This window comes from Pseudomonas sp. HTZ2 (assembly GCF_033173945.1).
Lineage (GTDB): Bacteria > Pseudomonadota > Gammaproteobacteria > Pseudomonadales > Pseudomonadaceae > Aquipseudomonas > Aquipseudomonas guariconensis.
On the sequence record NZ_CP137332.1, the window covers coordinates 1,339,317 to 1,356,580 of the forward strand.

Below are 17,264 nucleotides of genomic sequence, written 5' to 3' on the forward strand. Positions count from 1 at the left end.
TATGGCTTGCGTCGGTTCGATGAGTTCCAGCGCAGCCTGGGCATCGCCACCAACACGCTTACTCGTCGGCTGACCGACCTGGTCACCGCCAGCTTGCTCGAGCACCGACCCTACCAGAGCAACCCGCCACGCTTCGAGTACCTGCTCACCGAGGCCGGGCGTGACTTGCGGCCTGTGATCCTGACGCTGATGGCCTGGGGCGCAAAGCTATCGCCGCCTGCGCCACCGGGCTCAACGACCGCACCAACCTGCATTTCCTGCGCCTTGCCGAGCACCTTAACGTTCAAAACGAGACAATGAATGCCTGGCTCGAGCAATGGAGCAGCAACGCCCAGGCTCTCGGCCAGGACAGCCTGGACGCCAGCCACACTGCACTGCGCCAGCTCTGGGCACTGACGTGGCGTGAAGCGCAAACGTTGACCTATGCCGACGCCTTCCTGATGATCATGGCGTGTTTCGCGTTGGCCACGCTGCTCGTGCCGTTGATGCGCAAGGTACAACCCCCAGCACAACCGTCGGCTGACGCCCATTGACCCCTCTCGAAGCGCCCTCTTCGTCTTTTATGGGTACAGGCTTTCAGTTTTTGCGCTATGCGCAGCAGCGCAGCCCATACAACAAGAAGCCCGCGTACCTAATCAGTTACGCGGGCTGGGGTGTATCTGAACGCCATCACAGCATCACGAAACCCACTTCGATATTGCCGCGGGTCGCTTTCGAGTACGGGCATATCTGATGCGCCTCAGCTACCAGCTTCTCCTTTTCCTCGGCGGCCATGCCAGGCAAGCGCACCGTCAGTTGGGCAGCCAGCGCGAAACCGCCGTCTGCGGTATTGCCCAGGGAAACATCGGCATCCACTGCTACATCGTCAGGCAGGCGAATGTTGTACTTCTGCCCCGCGCGGCGCAGGGCACCAATGAAGCAGGCAGACCACCCGATGGCGAACAGCTGCTCGGGGTTGGTGCCCGGGCGACCGGAGCCTGGCGGGCTCAGCGGCAGGTCGAGCTCGCCATCGACAGATTGGCCGCGCCCATCGCGGCCACCGGTCGTATGGGTATGGGCGGTGTAGAGGATCGTTGTCAGGGTATTGGGCATGGTAGTTCTCCAAAGGGCATGCTGCCCTCCCCGACCAGGCACACAGGGAGGGCGTTGGCTGCGATCAGTGCTTGGCCTGGCTCAGTTTGCTGCACAGGTGTGCGGAAAATGGGTTGTCGTTGTCCGCGATGGGGGCTTGCGGAACTGCAGGCCTCGTCCAGGTGGGGCCATTTCACGTCCCGCCTGTATCGCCGATGTATCCGAAGGTGGCGGCATTTGTATGCCAGAGCGTCGGACATCGGCGCTGTACACACAGTGATACGATTCTGTGACTGGACGTTTCCGAAAATGAGGCAGCCCTCGCGAGGGCCGCTTCACCTCGTACGGCATGACGAACGTCAGCTGCGGTAGCGTGTCGCGGGAGTCCTCAACGAAAGATTCGGCATCAACGCTTGCCGCGCCGCCTCGTAACGTTCCAGGTCACCCAGGTCGGGCAAGGACGGGATCGTGATGAACTCTCCTTGGTCCAGCCCGGCAAGCGCGGCGTCCACCATGTCGTCAGCCTTCATGACGATCTCGCCCGGCAGGTAATCCAGGGGTGTGCCTGCTGCCGCCCAAAAGTCGGTCGCCGTCGCACCAGGCAGTACCACCTGAACCCTAACGTGCTTGTCCGCAAGCTCGTGGTGCAGGGATTGGCTGAATGCCAGCACGAACGCCTTGGTGCCTCCATACACGCCGTTGAGCCGTTCAGGCGCAAGGGCCACGACGGAGGCGATATTGATGAGCGTGCCCTGGCGCGCGACCAAGCCTGGAACCGCGGCATAGGTCAAACGCGTCAACACGTTCACGTTGAGCGTGATCATGTCTTGCATTTTGTCGACGTCCGACTCCAGAAGCGGCTGCGTGGCCCCCACTCCGGCATTGTTCACCAGCAAGGTAATGCTGGCGTCAGTGCACAGCAGCAATTCCACTTGGCGCAGGTCATCTGGGTTGCCAAGGTCGGCTGCCACCACTTCGACGGAACGGCCAGTCTCGTCAGTCAGGCGCTTGGCCAAGGCATTCAGGCGTTCGCGGTTTCGCGCGACCAGGATCAGGTCATAGCCACGATGGGCCAGACGCTCGGCGTAGAGGGCGCCGATACCGGATGAGGCGCCGGTGATGAGGGCGGTACCAGGATGTGACTGAGTCATGATGCATCTCCAGGGTTGGGGTGGGTCTGGAGAACAGGATGCAGGGGGATGACGGTATCTCAAATGACGTATAAGGTACTGTTTCCGGACATTGGGGAGTAGGCAATGCATCGCATCAGCTATTTGCTGGCAGACGGGTTCCAAGTGCTTTCGCTGGCCACCCAGGCCGCGTTCGAACTGGCCAACATCGCCGCGCAAGACACCTTCTACACTGTCGAGAACTTCTCGCTCGAAGGCGGCAAGGTGCGTTCGTCCCTGGGCTTGGCCCTCGATACCCAGCCACTCGAAACGCCCCGCCTGACCGACACCTGGATCATCGTCGGAGTCACCAACCCCTTGGAGGTGCCCACCTCGGCGGCGACCCTGGAGTTCCTTCGCCAGGCGAGCACCCATGCCAGGCGCACCGTGGGCCTGTGCACTGGCGCTTTCATCCTCGCCGAGGCGGGGCTGCTGTCAGGGCGTAGAGCCACGACACACTGGGCATTCGCCCACGAGATGCAACGGCGTTATCCGGATATCAGCGTCGAGGAAGACCGCATCTATATCGCCGATGGTACCCTCTGGACGTCGGCAGGCATGACCGCAGGGCTCGACCTGGCGCTCGGGCTGGTGGAAAAGGACCTCGGCGCAGATATCGCCCGGTCGGTGGCACGCAAGCTGGTGATGCAGCAGTACCGCTCCGGCGGACAGTCCCAACACTCCGAACTGCTGCACCTCGCCCCTAAGTCCGACCGGATCCAGCGTGCGCTGGACTATGCACGCCAGCATCTGAACCGCCCACTGGGCGTCGAGGAGCTGGCAGAGGTGGTGAACCTGAGCCCACGTCAGTTCTCCAGGGTCTTCAGCGCCGAAACCGGGCACTCCCCAGCCAAGGCGATCGAGGGACTAAGGCTGGAGGCGGCACGCCTGATGATCGAGCAAAGCCGGCATCCCTTGGACGTGGTCGCCCAGGAAACCGGCTTTCGCGACCGTCGTCATATGCGCGAGGTGTTCCTGCGGGGCTTCGGCATACCACCGCAAGCGATACGCCGGGATGCCCGTCGCCCGATGCCCTCTTGAGGACTCGGTTGTTGGCATTCACAAGCAAGCTTTCAGTTAGAACCGGTCCGAAGGACAAGGCAACTCCCAAGACCGGATTACAGATCCAGCTCACCTCTGATCAACGCCCCGAGCGTCTGGGCAACATCGGGTCGTTGCGCATTCAGCAAGCCCACCGGAGTGCCCTGCAGAAGCGCCTTGGAAGCGTCCAGTTCCTCTCCCATGAGCGCCAGTGGACAGGCAATCTCCATATGCAACCAACGCAGTCGCTTGGCCAGCTGTGGGCTTATCACTCCCTGCACCACAACCACCAAGGCAGCCGGCTGCAGCGTTGCGCACAACAAAGGCAGCTCTTCAAACGGTTGGCCGCAGCCGAGCACCTCGACGCGCTGTTGATCGCTGCTCAACAACCGGCCAGCGCACAGTAGCTCGAACTCGGCTTGCTCCTGCAGACCTGCCAGTAATACGGGCGGCACCTCAGGCTGGTTCATTTGAAGGCGCATCAACAAGCGGGCGCGCAGGAAATTATCCAGATACAGCCATTGGCTGCGTTCGCCGAAGCCGTCGCCTGAAGCCAGTTCATGCCAGACCGGCAACAACACCTCGCGCAACACAGTCACCTTAGGCAGAACAGTCCACAATTGACCGTGCACGGCTTCCAGCGCCCGTCCATCGAATGCCCGTGCAGCTCGCGCCACGGCATCGCGCCACTGCTGGAAGACGCTGTTCGGCTCCGGGGCTGGCTGATGGTCACCGATGAGCCTTTCGCCGACTTTGCTGATCGGCAGCCCATTGGCTGTCCAGCGCTGGATGTCGCGAATTCGCTGAACGTCCTTGGCCGTGTACAGGCGATGGCCGCCCTCGGTGCGTTGCGGACGGATCAGTCCATGGCGACGTTCCCAGGCACGCAAGGTCACCGGATTGATGCCAGTCAGGCTGACCACATCGCGCATGGGCAGTAGGTCGGTTGGTACGGACTCAGTCATTGCGAGCAGTCATCTGAACGGTGGATTACTCTAAACCTATACAGACCTTCTGCGCCGTGCAACCTTAGGTCATCATGCAGCGAATCGTGCCGTAGCTCTACGCTCGGAAGCTACGCTGCGCTTACCGCACATGAAGATTCGGGTGGGCTGGCTAATGATCAATGCAAAACTGCTGCAACTGATGGTCGAAAACTCCAACGATGGCATCGTCGTCGCCGAGCAAGAGGGCAACGACAGCATCCTCATCTATACCAACCCCGCTTTCGAGCGCCTGACCGGCTATCGAGCGGACGACATCCTTTATCAGGACTGTCGATTCCTCCAGGGCCAGGACCATGACCAGCCCGGCGTCGCCTCGATCCGTGAGGCGATTCGTGCAGGCCAGCCTTGCCGCCAGGTCCTTCGCAACTACCGCAAGGACGGCAGCCTGTTCTGGAATGAACTGTCCATCACGCCTGTGCGCAACGAAGCGGACCAGTTGACCTATTACATTGGCATCCAGCGTGACGTCTCGGCCCAGGTCTTCGCCGAGGAACGGGTCCGGGAGCTGGAAGCGGAAGTCGCCGACCTGCGCCGGCAATTGAGCGAGGCCAAGTCCTGATCGAAAAAGCTGTACAGCTATCATTTTTTGTATAGCTTTTATGGCAGGCTTCAGCTATACCTGTACAACAAATCGCGGTTGTACAGGTTTTTCTGGAGCCAAGCATGTCAGCCTATCTGCAACAGTTCGCCGAGCGCTTCGCCCAACTCGATGGCAGTCGTCTCCATGGGCTGGAAAAACTGTACGCCGACGACATTACCTTTCGTGATCCCTTGCATGAAATTCAGGGGCTTGAGGCCCTGAGGGCCTACTTCGCCCAGCTGTATGCCAACACCCACGACATCCGCTATGTCTTCTGCGGCGCTAATGAAGTGTCACCCGGCGAAGGCTACCTACGCTGGAGCTTGCAGTTTCGCCACCCCCGACTGGCCCGCAACCGGCCGGTCAGCTTGCAAGGATGCAGCTACCTGCGATGGCGTGAACGTGTCCATTTTCACCAGGACTACTTCGATGCCGGTGCCCTGCTCTATGAGCATCTTCCGGTCATGGGCTGCGCGATCCGCTGGCTCAAAGGCAGGTTGGCATGAGCCGCTGCTGGTTGACCGGAGCAAGCAGCGGGCTGGGCGCTGCGCTTGCGCAATGCCTGTTGGAGCAGGGTCATCACGTTGCCCTAGGCGGTCGTCACGAGCAACGCCTTGCCCCTTTGGTGGAGCATTTTCCCGGGCAGGTTCTGCTGGCTGTCGGCGACGTCGATGACCCTATCCAGATCGCTCGGATCGCAGCGCAGATCAAGGCTGCCTGGGGAGCGCTGGATTTGGTGATCCTCAATGCGGGCACGTGCGAGTACCTGGAACCTGGTCATTTCGACCCGGCCATGGTCGAGCGGGTGATGCGCACCAACTTTCTGGGCGTCAGCCAGTGCCTGGCCGCTGCCCTGCCCTTGCTTCGCGCTGGCAAACGTCCTCATTTGGTGGTGGTGGGCAGCTCGGTTACCTGGCTGGCTTTGCCCCGGGCAGGCGCCTATGGCGCCTCCAAGGCCGCCGTGCGTTATTTAGTGGAGTCTCAACGCATCGACCTGGCCCACGAAGGCATCGATGTCACGTTGGTCAGCCCAGGCTTCATCGACACGCCTCTGACCCGTCGTAACGACTTCCCCATGCCACAGCTGTGGTCAGCCGAACGCGCCGCACGGCACATCGTCAGGCACCTGCACCGACGTCCGCTGGAGATCAACTTCCCAGGTCTTTTCACCTGGGTGTTGCGTGTGCTGGGTCGACTCCCGCCACGCGCCCGTCTGGCGCTGGGCCGGCGTCTGGCACGTCATGAACAGGAATGAAACGCCATGCGTATAGCGATCATTGGCAGCGGTATCGCGGGCCTGACCTGTGCCCACCTACTGTCTCGCAGACACGAAATCACGGTGTTCGAGGCCAGCGACTGGGTCGGCGGCCACACCCATACCGTCGATGTGGACTGGTGCGGCGAACGCCATGCGATAGACACCGGCTTCATCGTCTTCAACGACTGGACCTACCCGAACTTCATTCGCTTGCTCGATCAGCTCCAGGTGGCTTCACAGCCAACCGAGATGAGCTTTTCTGTCCATGATCCGCTCACCGGGCTGGAGTACAACGGTCACAACCTGAACACGTTGTTCGCTCAACGCCGTAATCTGATCAGCCCACCGTTCTGGGCGATGCTGCGCGATATCCTGCGTTTCAACCGGCAGGCACTGGACGATCTGGACGCACGGCGGATCGATACCTCCACCACCCTGGGCGCCTACCTCCAGGCTCAAGGCTATGGCCAGCGCTTCATCGAGCACTACATCGTGCCCATGGGGTCGGCGATCTGGTCGATGTCCCGGACGCAGATGCTGGGTTTCCCCCTGCAGTTCTTCGTGCGCTTCTGTCGTAACCACGGCTTGCTCTCGGTCAATCGACGTCCGCAGTGGCGGGTCGTCCAGGGTGGCTCGAGAAGTTACATCGCCCCTCTTTGCCGACCGTTCGCCGAGCGTATTCGCCTGAACTGCAAGGTGCATCGTGTCGGACGCGACGAGGGAGGCGTCACGCTGCTCAGTGCCGCTGGCACCGAACGGTTCGACAGTGTGGTCTTCGCCTGCCACAGCGATCAGGCACTGGCGCTGCTGGAGACCCCCAGCGTTGAAGAGCGCGCCGTGCTGGGCGCCATCGGCTATGCGCAGAACGACGTGGTACTGCACACCGATCAGCGTCTACTGCCACAGCGAAAGAAGGCCTGGGCCAGTTGGAACTATCGACTGGGTGGCCCCGCGCATGCCCCAGCTGCGGTGACCTACAACATGAACATCCTGCAAGGTATCCAGGCACCGGTGACGTTCTGTGTAAGCCTCAACCAGACCGCGCTCATCGACCCTGCACAGATCATCGCCCGCTTCTGCTACGCCCACCCGCAGTACAGCCTCGCAGCGTCAGAAGCCCAGACGCGCCAGGCACGACTTCAAGGCTACAAGCACAGCTATTTCTGCGGCGCTTACTGGGGCAACGGCTTTCACGAAGACGGTGTGGTCAGCGCGCTGCAGGTGGCCCGGCACTTTGGAGAAACACTGTGAACAGTGGTCTTTGCCTGGGTTGGCTCAGTCATCGCCGACTGTCCCCGCGGTACCACGCGTTCCGCTACCGCATCGGCATGTTCTATCTGGACCTGGATGAACAAGCCTGGCTGATGAGCCTATCCCGTTGGCTGGGTAGCAGACGACTGTCGCCGCTGAACTGGCGCCAGACCGACTACCTGCCAGCGCTGACCCGCCAGGGGGAGCCGCTGGCCGAGGCTGCCCGCTTGCTCGTTGAACAGGCAACGGGGCACAGGCCCGAAGGCCCGGTCCACTTGCTGACCCAATTGCGCTGCTGGGGGCTGTCGTTCAATCCGGTGAGTTTCTATTTCTGCCACGACCGCCATGGACACCTGACGGCGATCCTACTGGAGGTGCGCAACACCCCATGGCATGAGCGGTTTCACTATGTCCTGCCGGTGCAAGGCCGCCTGGACAGGCCTTTCTCCATGGCCAAGGCCTTTCATGTATCGCCGTTCATGCCTCTGGACATGGACTACCGACTGCAGTTGTCCCTGAACCTCAAGTCGGTGCGCATCCACATGGAGAACTGGCAAGGCTGCCAAAAGGTGTTCGAAGCCGATTTGGCCTTGCAGCGCCAACCGCTGGATCGCAAAGCGTTGCATCGATACCTGCTGAGCTTTCCCTGGATGAGCCTGCGCACCGTCTCGGCCATCTATTGGCAGGCCCTGCGCCTTTTGTTCAAGCGCACTCCCATCCATGACCACACCGCCAGCCGGGGCAGCCTGGCACTCGGCCAACCTTGCGAGGACCCTGATCATGTCGAATCCCACCCTGAGCGTTAGCAAGACCACGGTCCTGGCACCCTTGCTTGGCGCATTGGCCCGAACAGTCGTGCTCGCACAACTGGGCAAGCTCCGTCACGGCCATCTCCGGCTGCTCTGCCATGGACAGCAATGGAGCTTCGGAGAGGCCAGCAGCCCCTTGCAGGCTGAAGTGGAAGTGCTCGATGACGCAACCTGGAGCCTGATCGCCGGTAACGGCTCGATCGGCGCGGGCGAAGCTTATATCCATGGGTATTGGCGCAGCCCGGATCTTGCACGGGTGACCCGCCTGTTCGTGGCCAACCTGGACGTGCTGGACGCACTCGAAGGCGGGCTTGCGCGGTTAGGGCGACCTGCCCTGCGGCTACTGCACCGATTGAACCGTAACAGCAGGCGAGGAGCCCGGCGCAACATCCTCGCCCACTACGATCTGGGCAACGCCCTGTTCGAACAATTGCTGGACCCGACCATGATGTATTCGGCCGCCCAGTTCGAATACCCCGAGCAGTCCCTGGAGCAGGCCCAGTTGCACAAGCTCGAGCGCATCTGCCAGAAACTGGAGCTGCGTGCACAGGATCATCTGCTGGAGATCGGCTGTGGCTGGGGCAGCCTGGCCATCCACGCCGCCACTCATTTCGGCTGCCGTGTCACCACCACAACCTTGTCGCAAGCGCAGTATGCCTATACGCAAGCACGCGTGCGGGCCCTCGGACTGGAACAACAGATCACAGTTCTGTGCGATGACTATCGCGACCTCAAAGGTACCTTCGACAAGCTGGTGTCCATCGAAATGATCGAAGCGGTCGGTCACCGCTACCTACCGGTTTATTTCCGCCAGTGCGCCGCGTTGCTCAAGCCCGACGGGTTGATGCTGTTGCAGGCGATCACCATCCGTGACCAGCGCTACGCCCAGGCTCGGCGCTCGGTGGACTTCATCCAGCGTTACATCTTCCCCGGCGGCGCCCTTCCCTCGCTGAGCGTGCTGCTGGACACCGCCAGCCGCCAGACTGCGCTCAACCTCGTACACCTGGAAGACTTTGGCCTGGATTACGCCCGAACCCTTGAGCACTGGCGCGACAACCTGCGCAAAAGTCGAACGCTGCTGGCCGACCAGGGCTATGACGATACGTTCCAGCGCCTGTGGGAGTTCTATCTGTGTTATTGCCAGGGCGGCTTCGAGGAACGGGCCATCGGCGTAGCGCAGTTGTTGTGGGCGGCGCCTCAGGCCCGACGTGCGCCCTTGCCCGCACTTCGATGATCAAGCGCTACGGGGTGATCGCCAATGCCCTATGGTTGCAGGCCGGCTGGTGGGCCTGCGTGCTGGGCGCCAAGGCCCCTGGGTGGTTGCTGGTGGTGCCCATCGGCCTGGCCATTCACCTGTGCCTGTGCCCGGACTTCAGGGAAGAGGTCAGAGCCGTAGCACGCACAGCGCTGGCTGGCAGTGTGCTCGATAGCGTACTGGGCGCAATGGGTGTGTTCAGGTTCGACGCATGGCCGCTCCCGCTGTGGCTGGTGTTGCTATGGCTGGTGTTGGCCAGCGGCTTGCGACACAGCCTGGCGTGGGCGGGCTGGCCTTTCTGGCGCGGTGCGCTGGCCGGTGCGCTGACAGGTCCTTTGGCCTATCTGGGCGGAGCCCGTCTGGCCGAGGTCAGCTTGCCGCTGGGCCCGTTGGCAACAGGCCTTCTACTGATACCGGTGTGGGCGCTGGCCCTACCGCTGCTGGTACGCATCGCGGCGTGGCGCTGACCGACGGCATCGCTGGGAGCAGTATCGCACCTGCTCCCAGCATCGGGCCCAACGCTTGCGCCAGTTGAAAGGCCGGCCACAGACCACGCAGACCTTGCTTAGCAACAAACGATTGTTCACAGGCAGTCCCCCGCATCGAGACGCGCCAGTAACGCCTGACCACGGCACCATACAGCCTCGCGCCGCGCCGGTGCCATGCCATCGAGGTTCCGATAGACCAGCGCCAGGCGAGGGTTATGCGCGAGCTGCGCGCGGTGACGGATGAGAAAGTGCCAGTACAACGCATTGAATGGGCAGGCATCGGCTTCTGTCGCCTGTTCGACCTTGTAGCTGCAGGCCTTGCAATGATCGGACATCCGCTGGATGTAGCGACCACTGGCACAGTACGGTTTGGACCCCAGGTAACCACCATCGGCATGCATCACCATGCCCAGTGTGTTGGGCAGCTCGACCCAGTCGAACGCGTCCAGGTACACCGATAGGTACCACTGGCAAATGGCTGTCGGCGCGATGCCCGCGAGCAAGGCGAAGTTGCCGGTCACCATCAGGCGCTGGATGTGGTGCGCATAGCCCAACTTCAGGGTCTGTTCGATGACCTGCGCCATGCACCGCATGCGGGTGCGTCCGGTCCAGTAGAAGTCCGGCAACGGCCGGGTGTTGTGCAAATGGTTGAGCTCAGCGTACGCCGGCATGCGTAACCAATAGATGCCTCGCACATATTCGCGCCAGCCGATCAACTGCCTGATGAAACCTTCGGCGGCGTTCAACGGCACCCGCCCCTCCCGCCACGCGGTGTCCACGTCTTCGCACACACGCCGCACATCCAGCAATCCGATATTCAGGGCTGCGCTGATGCGGGCATGGAACAGGTAGGGTTCGCCCTCGGCCATGGCGTCTTGATAGTCCCCAAAGGCCGCCAGGCCGTAGTCCAGAAAATGGCGCCACAGCTGCTGCGCCTGGTCATGGGTCACGGGGTAGTCGAAGCCGTCCACGGCGCCGTAATGGTCGCTGAAGTGTTGGCGAACCAAGGCCACGACCGCCGAAGTGATGGCGTCCTGCTCGAAGTGGGCTGGAAACGGCCCGCGCAATCCTCGTGGCAATGGCTTGCGATTGTCACCATCGAAATTCCAAGCGCCTCCAGCGGGGCTGCCGTCTGGCTCCAAGAGCAAGCCGCAGCGTTTGCGCATTCCCCGGTAGAAATGCTCCATGCGCAGTCCAGAGCGCCCTTGGGCCCAGCGCGCGAACGCTTCGCGCGAGCAGAGAAAGCGGGTATCGCGGTGCCACACCAGCGGCAGCTGAGCATCCCGTAGCGCCTGTTCCAGGCGCCATTCTCCGCACTCGGTCACATGTATTTGCGTAGCGCCCAGTGATTGTCGCCAACGTTGCAGCTCACCGACGATGGTCCCGCTGTTGTCAGCCGCGTCGAAGGCCACGTAATGCACTTGCCAGCCGCGCGCTCGCAAAGCGAGCGCAAAATGGCGCATGGCACTGAAGATGAGCACGATTTTTTGCGGGTGATGCGGCACGTAGCGCGCCTCCTGCGCCACTTCCGCCATCAGGATCGCATCGTGGGCAGGGTCCAGCGCGGCGAGGCTGGCCAGGTCGAATGACAGCTGATCACCCAGAACCAGCCCCAGGCGCACCTTCCTGGCTACCACTGGCTGGCCAAGGTCAGCGGCATCCGCAACGGCGCGACGGGGCCGTCCCTTTGTCCGCACATTTCATCATGTACCACCTGCTGCACCAGCATGCACGGCACCGGGGGCAGGTTGGCCAGAAGCTCGCGCAGCTCAGTGGTAGAACGCAATCGAATGGCCTGCCCGCGCTCATCGCTCAGGGTGACCGGGCTGGTCCCGGTCATCGCGCGCAAGACATAGAACCCGCCTTCGAGCGACAGCAGCTCAAGTGACTCGACCTCGCCGGCCGATACCCGCTGGGAGAGTGTGTTCAGGTTCATGGTGTGCCCTCCGGCAGACGGCGGAAGAACAGCGTGATCTGGCCGATCTCCACGCCCAGTTTGCTCATGCTCGAGCGGTTGATGAGGGTGTCGTCATCTATCAGGTACATCCAGTCGTCCAGGTCAACCTTCCAGTGCCTTCCATCGACCGGCAGATCGAGCTGGTAACGCCATCTAAGGGCGTTGCCCGCTACTTCTCCACGGGCTTGCCCAATTACATCCCCGGCTGTTCCGCGCCAACGACCAGGGCCGTCCGGCACCAATGTCCAGGTTCGTTGCTGACGTGTGCCGTCGCTGTAGAGAAAGTGCTCGTCTAGGATCAAGCGCTCGCCTTCCCGACGGCTGTCGATACGCACTACAAAGCGCTTGACCACTTCTCCGGAGCGCTTCTGGAACATTCCCCAAGCCTGTACCGGCCGCGAGAAGAAGGCCGCCAGGTCAAGGCGGGGCTGCTCAGCGGCATACCGCTCGACCCCGACGTTGCCACAACTGCCCAGCAGCAGGCAGGCGGTCAGCAATAGCGCTTTGTACATGTTCAGTTTCCTCGGTCGTCATCGGCCAGGCCGAGCAGGCGCTGGCGCAATTGAGGATCCCTGGCTCGCGGATCCAGCCAGATAGCGAAGAACGCCCGGGCGAACGCCGGATCGGCGACCTCACGAGCGAGCCGTCCGTCGACATAGAAGCGGCAGCCCTCCTGTGGCAAGTACACCCCCGTGATGCGCATGCCCGGACGTACATCCACGAAGGCCGCTGCCATGGTGTCGGACCAGGCGCTGATCTGCCGGTCCGTCACACTGCCGCCTCCCAGGCGCCGCATTTCCTGAAGGCTGGCCTGCACCAGCGTGTCCCGGGATAGAGAGCGGTGGTAGGTCAATTCAAGGGCGAAGGGCTGGCTCCAGTCCTGCACCGGTCCGGCGGCCCACAACCGAGCGCTGTACAGGCGCAGACCGAACCAGGTGAACTCCCCCTCGCCGAGCCGCTGCGCGGCCGGCAGCGCAGCCCGCCAGTCCGCAGAGACCGACGACATCGTGCCGAACAGCAAACAGAGACAGACCATCCGAACCAGGTATGCCATGACGAGCCTGTATGCACCAGAATCTATACAAAGGCTAGCCACTTGTACAACTTAAATCAAACTGTGTATAGATTTTAAAAATCTCGCGGTAGATCCATATGTCCGCTCTGTCCCTTTGCAACAGGTGTCCTTGACCTTCAGAATGCGGCCCTTAGCGCACCGAGAAGGAAGCCTTCATGTTGTACATAGTCATGCTCGGAGGTCGCCACCCACGCGCCAGCATCGAGGTGCACGATGTGGTGTTCGCCCAGGCGCAGACCCTGGAGCAGACCTACCCGCAATTGCGCCAAGGCTGGTTCGGTAGCCGTGAGGGCCTGCATATCGACGGCTGGCTGGAAGTCGATGGCATCGATGCCTACCGCGTCGAGTTCAGCCACTTGGCGCCTGGGCCAGACGATCCAAGGCTGTTTTTCATTAACCTCGGCGGCTATGAGCCAGCGGTCTTCGGTGAAGCACACCGCTACCTTTTGGTCGTCGCTCGGAACAAGCAACAGGCAAGGCAACTGGGCAAGCAGCGCTTGCACGCCCACTGGCTCAAGCCTCACACCGACGCAGTACTCGAGGTGGATGACTGCCTGCCGATCGACTGTGTGGATGGCCGTTACGTGCACCTGGTCGAAGGTGCGCACAGCGGGATCGGTCAATACAGCGACTATCTGCTGCTCTGACGCCGCCTGCCTGGCTCTGCCTCTCTACAAAGCGATACATAAAGACCGATCCCAGACACATCTGAGATAAACACCTCGGACACCATGGCTCCGGACCGCGGTGGCACCCTGCACGCCGCCCCAACGACGGAGTTTGCCATGCACCTTCATGCTCAACCTGCCAGCCTGCATGGCTGGCGTCTGTTCAGTGTGCTGTCTGTTTCGGTTCTGATCATCACGGCATTGGCGCTGATGGCTCAATCGCCTCTGGTGGAGGCGTTGCGCAGTGCGATCCGGGTGACTGCGCGCACATCGTTCCTGTTGTTTCTGGCGACGTTCCTGGCCTCCTCGCTAGCGACCCTGGTGCCCAGTGCCTTCACGCGCGGGCTACTGCGCGAGCGACGGTTTCTCGGATTGGCTTTCGCCTTTTCCCACGCGGTGCATGCGGTGCTGATCATCGTGTACGCCAACTCGTTCCCCGACACCTTCTGGCAGGGTCGCACGGCCGTGACCAACATCCCCGGCTCGGTCGGCTACTTCTTCATCATTTTGCTGACCCTCACCTCGTTTCCTGCGGCCGTCCGGCTGCTCGGCGCACGCACCTGGAAGGCGCTGCACAGCACCGGTACGTGGGTGATCGCGGGGGTTTTCGTGCTGTCGTTCTACAAACGCATTCCCATGGGGTCCTGGTATCCGCTGGCATTCGCGCTGATTTTCAGTGCCATCGTCTTCAAGCTCACGGCCAAGTTGGCCACGCATCTGCGTCGCAGTGCGCGCACCGAGGTCAGGGCCTGATCGTGTCGGCCAAGCCCTGGCCATCGCCGATGGCATGGACCAGCCGCTTGGCCGACAGCCCCTCACATGGAAACATTCGGTAATATTTATCCAGCCAATCGGATAGCCTGCCAGGAGCGACCCTTAGAGCCTTTGATAAACTCGCCGCTTTTGCTCGCGAGCCCTGCCGCGTCAAAGAAGTCTCAACGCAATAGGATGTTGTGCCGTGTCAACCGATCAGAACCTGGTATTCAAAGCTCCTGCAAGCACCGGCGCCCAGGCTGCCGCCGACCGCAGCAAGGCACACGGGGCTCCTACCGGTGTGCAACCGGCCTCGTACCGCGCCGATATCGACGGGCTGCGCGCCGTTGCTGTCCTGCTGGTGCTGATTTTTCATGGTGGGCTGGCGCTGTTCCCTTCCGGGTTCATTGGCGTCGATATTTTCTTCGTGATCTCCGGCTACCTCACCACCTCGATCATCCTGGGCGCGCTAAGCCGGGGTGATTTCAACCTTGGACAGTTCTATGTCAAGCGCCTATGGCGCTTGCAGCCAGCGATACTGGCGCTGTTGATCGTCACGCTCGGCGCGGCCAGCGTGCTGTATCTGCCCAAGGACTTCATCGACTTTCTCAAAAGCGAGAAGTACACCAGCCTGCTGCTGTCCAACCAGCACTTCTCCAAAGCCACCGACGGCTATGCGACCGCCGAGGCGGCGACCCTGCCCTTGCTGCACACCTGGTCGCTGGCCATCGAATGGCAGTGGTACATCTTCTTGCCGCTCGGGTTGATGGCGCTGACGCGCTACCTGGCGCCCCATCGATTGAAAGCCGCTGTCGTGATGCTGACCGTCGTCTTCATGGCTGTCGCGCTGTTCATCGCAAAAACCTCCCCGGATAAAAGCTACTACGCGTTCTTGGCGCGCAGCTTCGAGCTGCTGATCGGCTCGTGCGCAGCCGTGTTCGGCAACGACCGCCAACGACTCGGCCGTGTCAGTGCCTGCGCACTGGGCCTGGGCGCCCTTGGCGTGCTCCTGTATGGCGCAACGCAATCCATACCGACCACTGCCTATCCAGGCTACCCTGCCATCGCAATCTGTCTGGCAACGGCGGTACTGATCTCGGGCCAGGTTGGCCGGGTGGGCATCACGTCCAGGCTGCTGTCATGGTCACCGCTGGTATTCATCGGGACGATTTCCTATTCGCTGTACCTGTGGCATTGGCCTGTCATCGCCATCGTGGAGTACCTGGGCGTTGAAAAGACGCCAGCCATCCTTGCCGGCTACTTCATCGCCTCGTTTGCCCTGGGCATCGCCTCGTACTACCTCATCGAAAAGCCCCTGCGCCGTACCCGGCTGGGTTTTGGCAAATCGCTGTTCATGCTGCTGGTCGTACCTGCCATCGCGTTTTCGGCGCTGCACTCGGCAGGCAAGTCCGCCGGCGGCTGGATGGAGCGCTTCGGCAATGGCCCGACGCACATCCTGCCGCGTCTGAAGGCAAGCGAAATACCCCAGCGTGGGCCGTGCCTGGGCGGTGCCAGCGACGGCTCCGACAGCAGTTGTGTGCTGGGGCAAGCCAACGCCAGCACCACCGCATTGCTGATGGGCGATTCCTACTCCAACCACTTCTGGGGCTTCATTGACATTTTGGCCAAGGACGCCAACCTTTCCGTCATGGCCCAGGGCAGCCCAGGGTGCCTGGCTCTGCCGGATGTCTATCTCTACGACTGGTGGAAGTACAAGAACACCCTCTACAAGAAGTGCCATGACGCCGCCGCCGAGTACCACAAGCTGATCGCTCGCAGCCACTATGACTACGTGATCATCGGCCTGACTTGGGAAACCTACGCCAACAGCAGCGCCGTGGTGCTGTCGATCGATGACCAACGCTCCCAGGCCCTGTCGCGCGAACGCATGAAAGCCGCCCTGCTCAAGAGCCTCGACATCATCGAGCGCTCCGGCGCCAGGCCCGTGCTGATCAAGAGCAACATCGTCATGCCCGAAGGCGCCAATGACTGCCTGTACCGCAGCATCAAGCTCAGGGGCACGATCGAGGAGCATCATTGCGCGACGAGCGTCGCGCAACCGGAAGAAAACCCCTGGCTTGCGCAGCTGTTCCGGGACGCCAAGCAGGCACACCCGGACTTGCTGGTCATCGACCCCAAGGACGTGCAGTGCGTCGATGGCCAGTGCAAGCTGTCGATCGACGGCCTGCCGATCTATCGGGACATCGGCCACATCACCGATTTCGCATCCACGGCGATGGGCAAGATGTATTTGCAGGCCAAGGGCAATCCCTTTAACGAATCCAACCCTTGATGCCGGGCTGCCCCGCCATGAACAGCCAAGCGCTAGAGGCCCAGTTCACTCAAGCCTGGATGGTCGTCCGGGCGTCTCCCCAACGGCCAGTGGTACTTGCGCTCCTGCTCGGTGATGGGCAGGTCATTGATACTTGCATAGCGCCGCTGCATCAGGCCGTTCGGGCCGAACTCCCAGTTTTCGTTGCCATAGGAGCGGAACCAATTGCCTGAATCATCGTGCCATTCGTAGGCGAAACGCACGGCGATCCGGTTATCGGCGAATGTCCAGAGTTCCTTGATCAGGCGGTAATCCAACTCCCTGCGCCATTTGCGCTCCAGAAACGCCTGAGCCTGGTCGCGCCCTTCGATGAACTCGCTGCGGTTGCGCCAGTAGGTGTCCTCCGTATAGGCCAGCACCACTTTCGCAGGATCGCGCGTATTCCAACCGTCCTCGGCGCGTCGGACTTTCTCGATGGCGGTTTCCAGAGTGAAAGGCGGCAAGGGTGGGCGTGATGACTCGCTCATTTCGATGACCTCCAGAGGCGTTCAGAGGCCTTAAGCTATAGCTCAAATGGGCGACGCGTGGAGCGCCGCCTCTCACCTGCCCC

Annotated in this window: 21 protein-coding genes and 1 pseudogene; 13 read left to right on the forward strand and 9 right to left on the reverse strand. The window is 61.7% G+C overall.

Features of this window, described 5'->3' with window-relative positions; all coding sequences use genetic code 11:
- Positions 1-6: 6 nt before the first annotated feature.
- Together R6G97_RS06395 and R6G97_RS06400 are read left to right on the forward strand one after the other, a co-directional pair.
- A complete protein-coding gene (locus tag R6G97_RS06395; RefSeq protein WP_317848146.1) occupies positions 7-300 on the forward strand; it encodes a winged helix-turn-helix transcriptional regulator in 294 nt (97 codons plus the stop codon).
- Positions 198-533: pseudogene (locus tag R6G97_RS06400) on the forward strand (DHA2 family efflux MFS transporter permease subunit); the annotation flags it as partial. The gene R6G97_RS06395 and the pseudogene R6G97_RS06400, both read left to right, overlap by 103 nt.
- A gap of 136 nt (positions 534-669) precedes the next feature.
- Here the strand turns inward: R6G97_RS06400 and R6G97_RS06405 are convergent.
- Entirely contained in the window at positions 670-1,092 is a 423-nt protein-coding gene (locus tag R6G97_RS06405; protein WP_317847910.1) for an organic hydroperoxide resistance protein, read from the reverse strand.
- 338 nt (positions 1,093-1,430) lie between these two features.
- Entirely contained in the window at positions 1,431-2,222 is a 792-nt protein-coding gene (locus tag R6G97_RS06410; RefSeq protein ID WP_317847911.1) for an SDR family NAD(P)-dependent oxidoreductase, read from the reverse strand.
- 105 nt (positions 2,223-2,327) lie between these two features.
- On the opposite strand from R6G97_RS06410, the gene R6G97_RS06415 reads away from it, so the two are divergent.
- Entirely contained in the window at positions 2,328-3,281 is a 954-nt protein-coding gene (locus R6G97_RS06415; RefSeq protein WP_197852865.1) for a GlxA family transcriptional regulator, read from the forward strand.
- A 77-nt stretch (positions 3,282-3,358) separates the two neighbouring features.
- On the opposite strand, the gene R6G97_RS06420 is transcribed toward R6G97_RS06415, so the two are convergent.
- Positions 3,359-4,246 (reverse strand): MerR family transcriptional regulator, encoded by an 888-nt coding sequence (locus R6G97_RS06420; protein WP_102081660.1) that lies wholly within the window; start codon positions 4,244-4,246, stop codon positions 3,359-3,361.
- Positions 4,247-4,400: 154 nt separating this feature from the next.
- Here R6G97_RS06420 and R6G97_RS06425 point away from each other — a divergent pair, with 154 nt between their 5' ends.
- The 7 genes from R6G97_RS06425 (at position 4,401) to R6G97_RS06455 (ending at position 9,908) form a co-directional block, all read left to right on the forward strand.
- Entirely contained in the window at positions 4,401-4,847 is a 447-nt protein-coding gene (locus tag R6G97_RS06425; protein ID WP_043213914.1) for a PAS domain-containing protein, read from the forward strand.
- Between the two features lie 104 nt (positions 4,848-4,951).
- Positions 4,952-5,374 (forward strand): nuclear transport factor 2 family protein, encoded by a 423-nt coding sequence (locus R6G97_RS06430; protein ID WP_182943236.1) that lies wholly within the window; start codon positions 4,952-4,954, stop codon positions 5,372-5,374.
- Positions 5,371-6,123 carry an SDR family NAD(P)-dependent oxidoreductase gene (locus R6G97_RS06435; RefSeq protein WP_182943238.1) on the forward strand — a complete coding sequence of 251 codons (753 nt, stop codon included), beginning with the start codon at positions 5,371-5,373 and terminating at the stop codon, positions 6,121-6,123. Before R6G97_RS06430 ends, R6G97_RS06435 begins: the two co-directional genes overlap by 4 nt.
- A gap of 6 nt (positions 6,124-6,129) precedes the next feature.
- Complete coding sequence (locus R6G97_RS06440) at positions 6,130-7,377, forward strand: NAD(P)/FAD-dependent oxidoreductase (protein ID WP_102081663.1); 1,248 nt, start codon at positions 6,130-6,132, stop codon at positions 7,375-7,377.
- Complete coding sequence (locus R6G97_RS06445) at positions 7,374-8,183, forward strand: DUF1365 domain-containing protein (protein ID WP_090342804.1); 810 nt, start codon at positions 7,374-7,376, stop codon at positions 8,181-8,183. The genes R6G97_RS06440 and R6G97_RS06445 overlap by 4 nt, the downstream gene beginning before the upstream one ends.
- A complete protein-coding gene (locus tag R6G97_RS06450) occupies positions 8,158-9,420 on the forward strand; it encodes an SAM-dependent methyltransferase (RefSeq protein WP_090342800.1) in 1,263 nt (420 codons plus the stop codon). Before R6G97_RS06445 ends, R6G97_RS06450 begins: the two co-directional genes overlap by 26 nt.
- A complete protein-coding gene (locus R6G97_RS06455) occupies positions 9,417-9,908 on the forward strand; it encodes a DUF2878 domain-containing protein (protein ID WP_090342797.1) in 492 nt (163 codons plus the stop codon). The genes R6G97_RS06450 and R6G97_RS06455 overlap by 4 nt, the downstream gene beginning before the upstream one ends.
- Here the strand turns inward: R6G97_RS06455 and R6G97_RS06460 are convergent.
- Genes R6G97_RS06460 through R6G97_RS06480 form a run of 5 tightly spaced genes read right to left on the reverse strand, consistent with a single transcriptional unit; the run spans position 9,873 to position 12,940 of the window.
- Positions 9,873-10,028 carry a DUF2256 domain-containing protein gene (locus R6G97_RS06460; RefSeq protein WP_317847912.1) on the reverse strand — a complete coding sequence of 52 codons (156 nt, stop codon included), beginning with the start codon at positions 10,026-10,028 and terminating at the stop codon, positions 9,873-9,875. The genes R6G97_RS06455 and R6G97_RS06460 overlap by 36 nt on opposite strands.
- Positions 10,025-11,551 (reverse strand): cryptochrome/photolyase family protein, encoded by a 1,527-nt coding sequence (locus R6G97_RS06465; RefSeq protein ID WP_317848147.1) that lies wholly within the window; start codon positions 11,549-11,551, stop codon positions 10,025-10,027. The genes R6G97_RS06460 and R6G97_RS06465 overlap by 4 nt, the downstream gene beginning before the upstream one ends.
- Positions 11,552-11,559: 8 nt before the next feature.
- Positions 11,560-11,865, reverse strand: a complete 306-nt coding sequence (locus R6G97_RS06470) for a DUF6482 family protein (protein ID WP_043213933.1) — start codon at positions 11,863-11,865, stop codon at positions 11,560-11,562.
- Positions 11,862-12,398 (reverse strand): DUF3833 domain-containing protein, encoded by a 537-nt coding sequence (locus R6G97_RS06475; RefSeq protein WP_090342788.1) that lies wholly within the window; start codon positions 12,396-12,398, stop codon positions 11,862-11,864. The genes R6G97_RS06470 and R6G97_RS06475 overlap by 4 nt, the downstream gene beginning before the upstream one ends.
- A gap of 2 nt (positions 12,399-12,400) precedes the next feature.
- Positions 12,401-12,940: a chalcone isomerase family protein gene (locus R6G97_RS06480; protein WP_090342785.1), complete on the reverse strand. Its 540-nt coding sequence runs from the start codon at positions 12,938-12,940 to the stop codon at positions 12,401-12,403.
- Positions 12,941-13,116: 176 nt separating this feature from the next.
- Here R6G97_RS06480 and R6G97_RS06485 point away from each other — a divergent pair, with 176 nt between their 5' ends.
- The 3 genes from R6G97_RS06485 (at position 13,117) to R6G97_RS06495 (ending at position 16,675) form a co-directional block, all read left to right on the forward strand.
- On the forward strand, positions 13,117-13,608 hold the full coding sequence (locus R6G97_RS06485) for a DUF1543 domain-containing protein (protein ID WP_043213941.1): 492 nt from the start codon (positions 13,117-13,119) through the stop codon (positions 13,606-13,608).
- A 138-nt stretch (positions 13,609-13,746) separates the two neighbouring features.
- The gene (locus R6G97_RS06490) at positions 13,747-14,382 is read left to right on the forward strand and encodes a ferric reductase-like transmembrane domain-containing protein (RefSeq protein ID WP_070573681.1); all 636 of its coding nucleotides are present in this window, start codon (positions 13,747-13,749) and stop codon (positions 14,380-14,382) included.
- 205 nt (positions 14,383-14,587) lie between these two features.
- Positions 14,588-16,675, forward strand: coding sequence for an acyltransferase family protein (locus tag R6G97_RS06495; protein WP_317847913.1), 2,088 nt, complete (start codon positions 14,588-14,590; stop codon positions 16,673-16,675).
- Between the two features lie 32 nt (positions 16,676-16,707).
- Here R6G97_RS06495 and R6G97_RS06500 read toward each other — a convergent pair whose 3' ends face one another.
- Positions 16,708-17,181: a nuclear transport factor 2 family protein gene (locus R6G97_RS06500; RefSeq protein WP_043213943.1), complete on the reverse strand. Its 474-nt coding sequence runs from the start codon at positions 17,179-17,181 to the stop codon at positions 16,708-16,710.
- Positions 17,182-17,264: the final 83 nt, after the last annotated feature.

Excerpts from the sequence above, each read along its gene's own strand:
- R6G97_RS06500 (WP_043213943.1), bottom strand. The coding sequence starts at position 17,181 with ATGAGCGAGTCATCACGCCCACCCTTGCCGCCTTTCACTCTGGAAACC.
- R6G97_RS06435 (WP_182943238.1), top strand. The coding sequence starts at position 5,371 with ATGAGCCGCTGCTGGTTGACCGGAGCAAGCAGCGGGCTGGGCGCTGCG.
- R6G97_RS06470 (WP_043213933.1), bottom strand. The coding sequence starts at position 11,865 with ATGAACCTGAACACACTCTCCCAGCGGGTATCGGCCGGCGAGGTCGAG.
- R6G97_RS06455 (WP_090342797.1), top strand. The coding sequence starts at position 9,417 with ATGATCAAGCGCTACGGGGTGATCGCCAATGCCCTATGGTTGCAGGCC.
- R6G97_RS06425 (WP_043213914.1), top strand. The coding sequence starts at position 4,401 with ATGATCAATGCAAAACTGCTGCAACTGATGGTCGAAAACTCCAACGAT.
- R6G97_RS06420 (WP_102081660.1), bottom strand. The coding sequence starts at position 4,246 with ATGACTGAGTCCGTACCAACCGACCTACTGCCCATGCGCGATGTGGTC.
- R6G97_RS06485 (WP_043213941.1), top strand. The coding sequence starts at position 13,117 with ATGTTGTACATAGTCATGCTCGGAGGTCGCCACCCACGCGCCAGCATC.
- R6G97_RS06405 (WP_317847910.1), bottom strand. The coding sequence starts at position 1,092 with ATGCCCAATACCCTGACAACGATCCTCTACACCGCCCATACCCATACG.
- R6G97_RS06415 (WP_197852865.1), top strand. The coding sequence starts at position 2,328 with ATGCATCGCATCAGCTATTTGCTGGCAGACGGGTTCCAAGTGCTTTCG.
- R6G97_RS06430 (WP_182943236.1), top strand. The coding sequence starts at position 4,952 with ATGTCAGCCTATCTGCAACAGTTCGCCGAGCGCTTCGCCCAACTCGAT.
- R6G97_RS06440 (WP_102081663.1), top strand. The coding sequence starts at position 6,130 with ATGCGTATAGCGATCATTGGCAGCGGTATCGCGGGCCTGACCTGTGCC.
- R6G97_RS06490 (WP_070573681.1), top strand. The coding sequence starts at position 13,747 with ATGCACCTTCATGCTCAACCTGCCAGCCTGCATGGCTGGCGTCTGTTC.
- R6G97_RS06410 (WP_317847911.1), bottom strand. The coding sequence starts at position 2,222 with ATGACTCAGTCACATCCTGGTACCGCCCTCATCACCGGCGCCTCATCC.
- R6G97_RS06475 (WP_090342788.1), bottom strand. The coding sequence starts at position 12,398 with ATGTACAAAGCGCTATTGCTGACCGCCTGCCTGCTGCTGGGCAGTTGT.
- R6G97_RS06450 (WP_090342800.1), top strand. The coding sequence starts at position 8,158 with ATGTCGAATCCCACCCTGAGCGTTAGCAAGACCACGGTCCTGGCACCC.
- R6G97_RS06480 (WP_090342785.1), bottom strand. The coding sequence starts at position 12,940 with ATGGCATACCTGGTTCGGATGGTCTGTCTCTGTTTGCTGTTCGGCACG.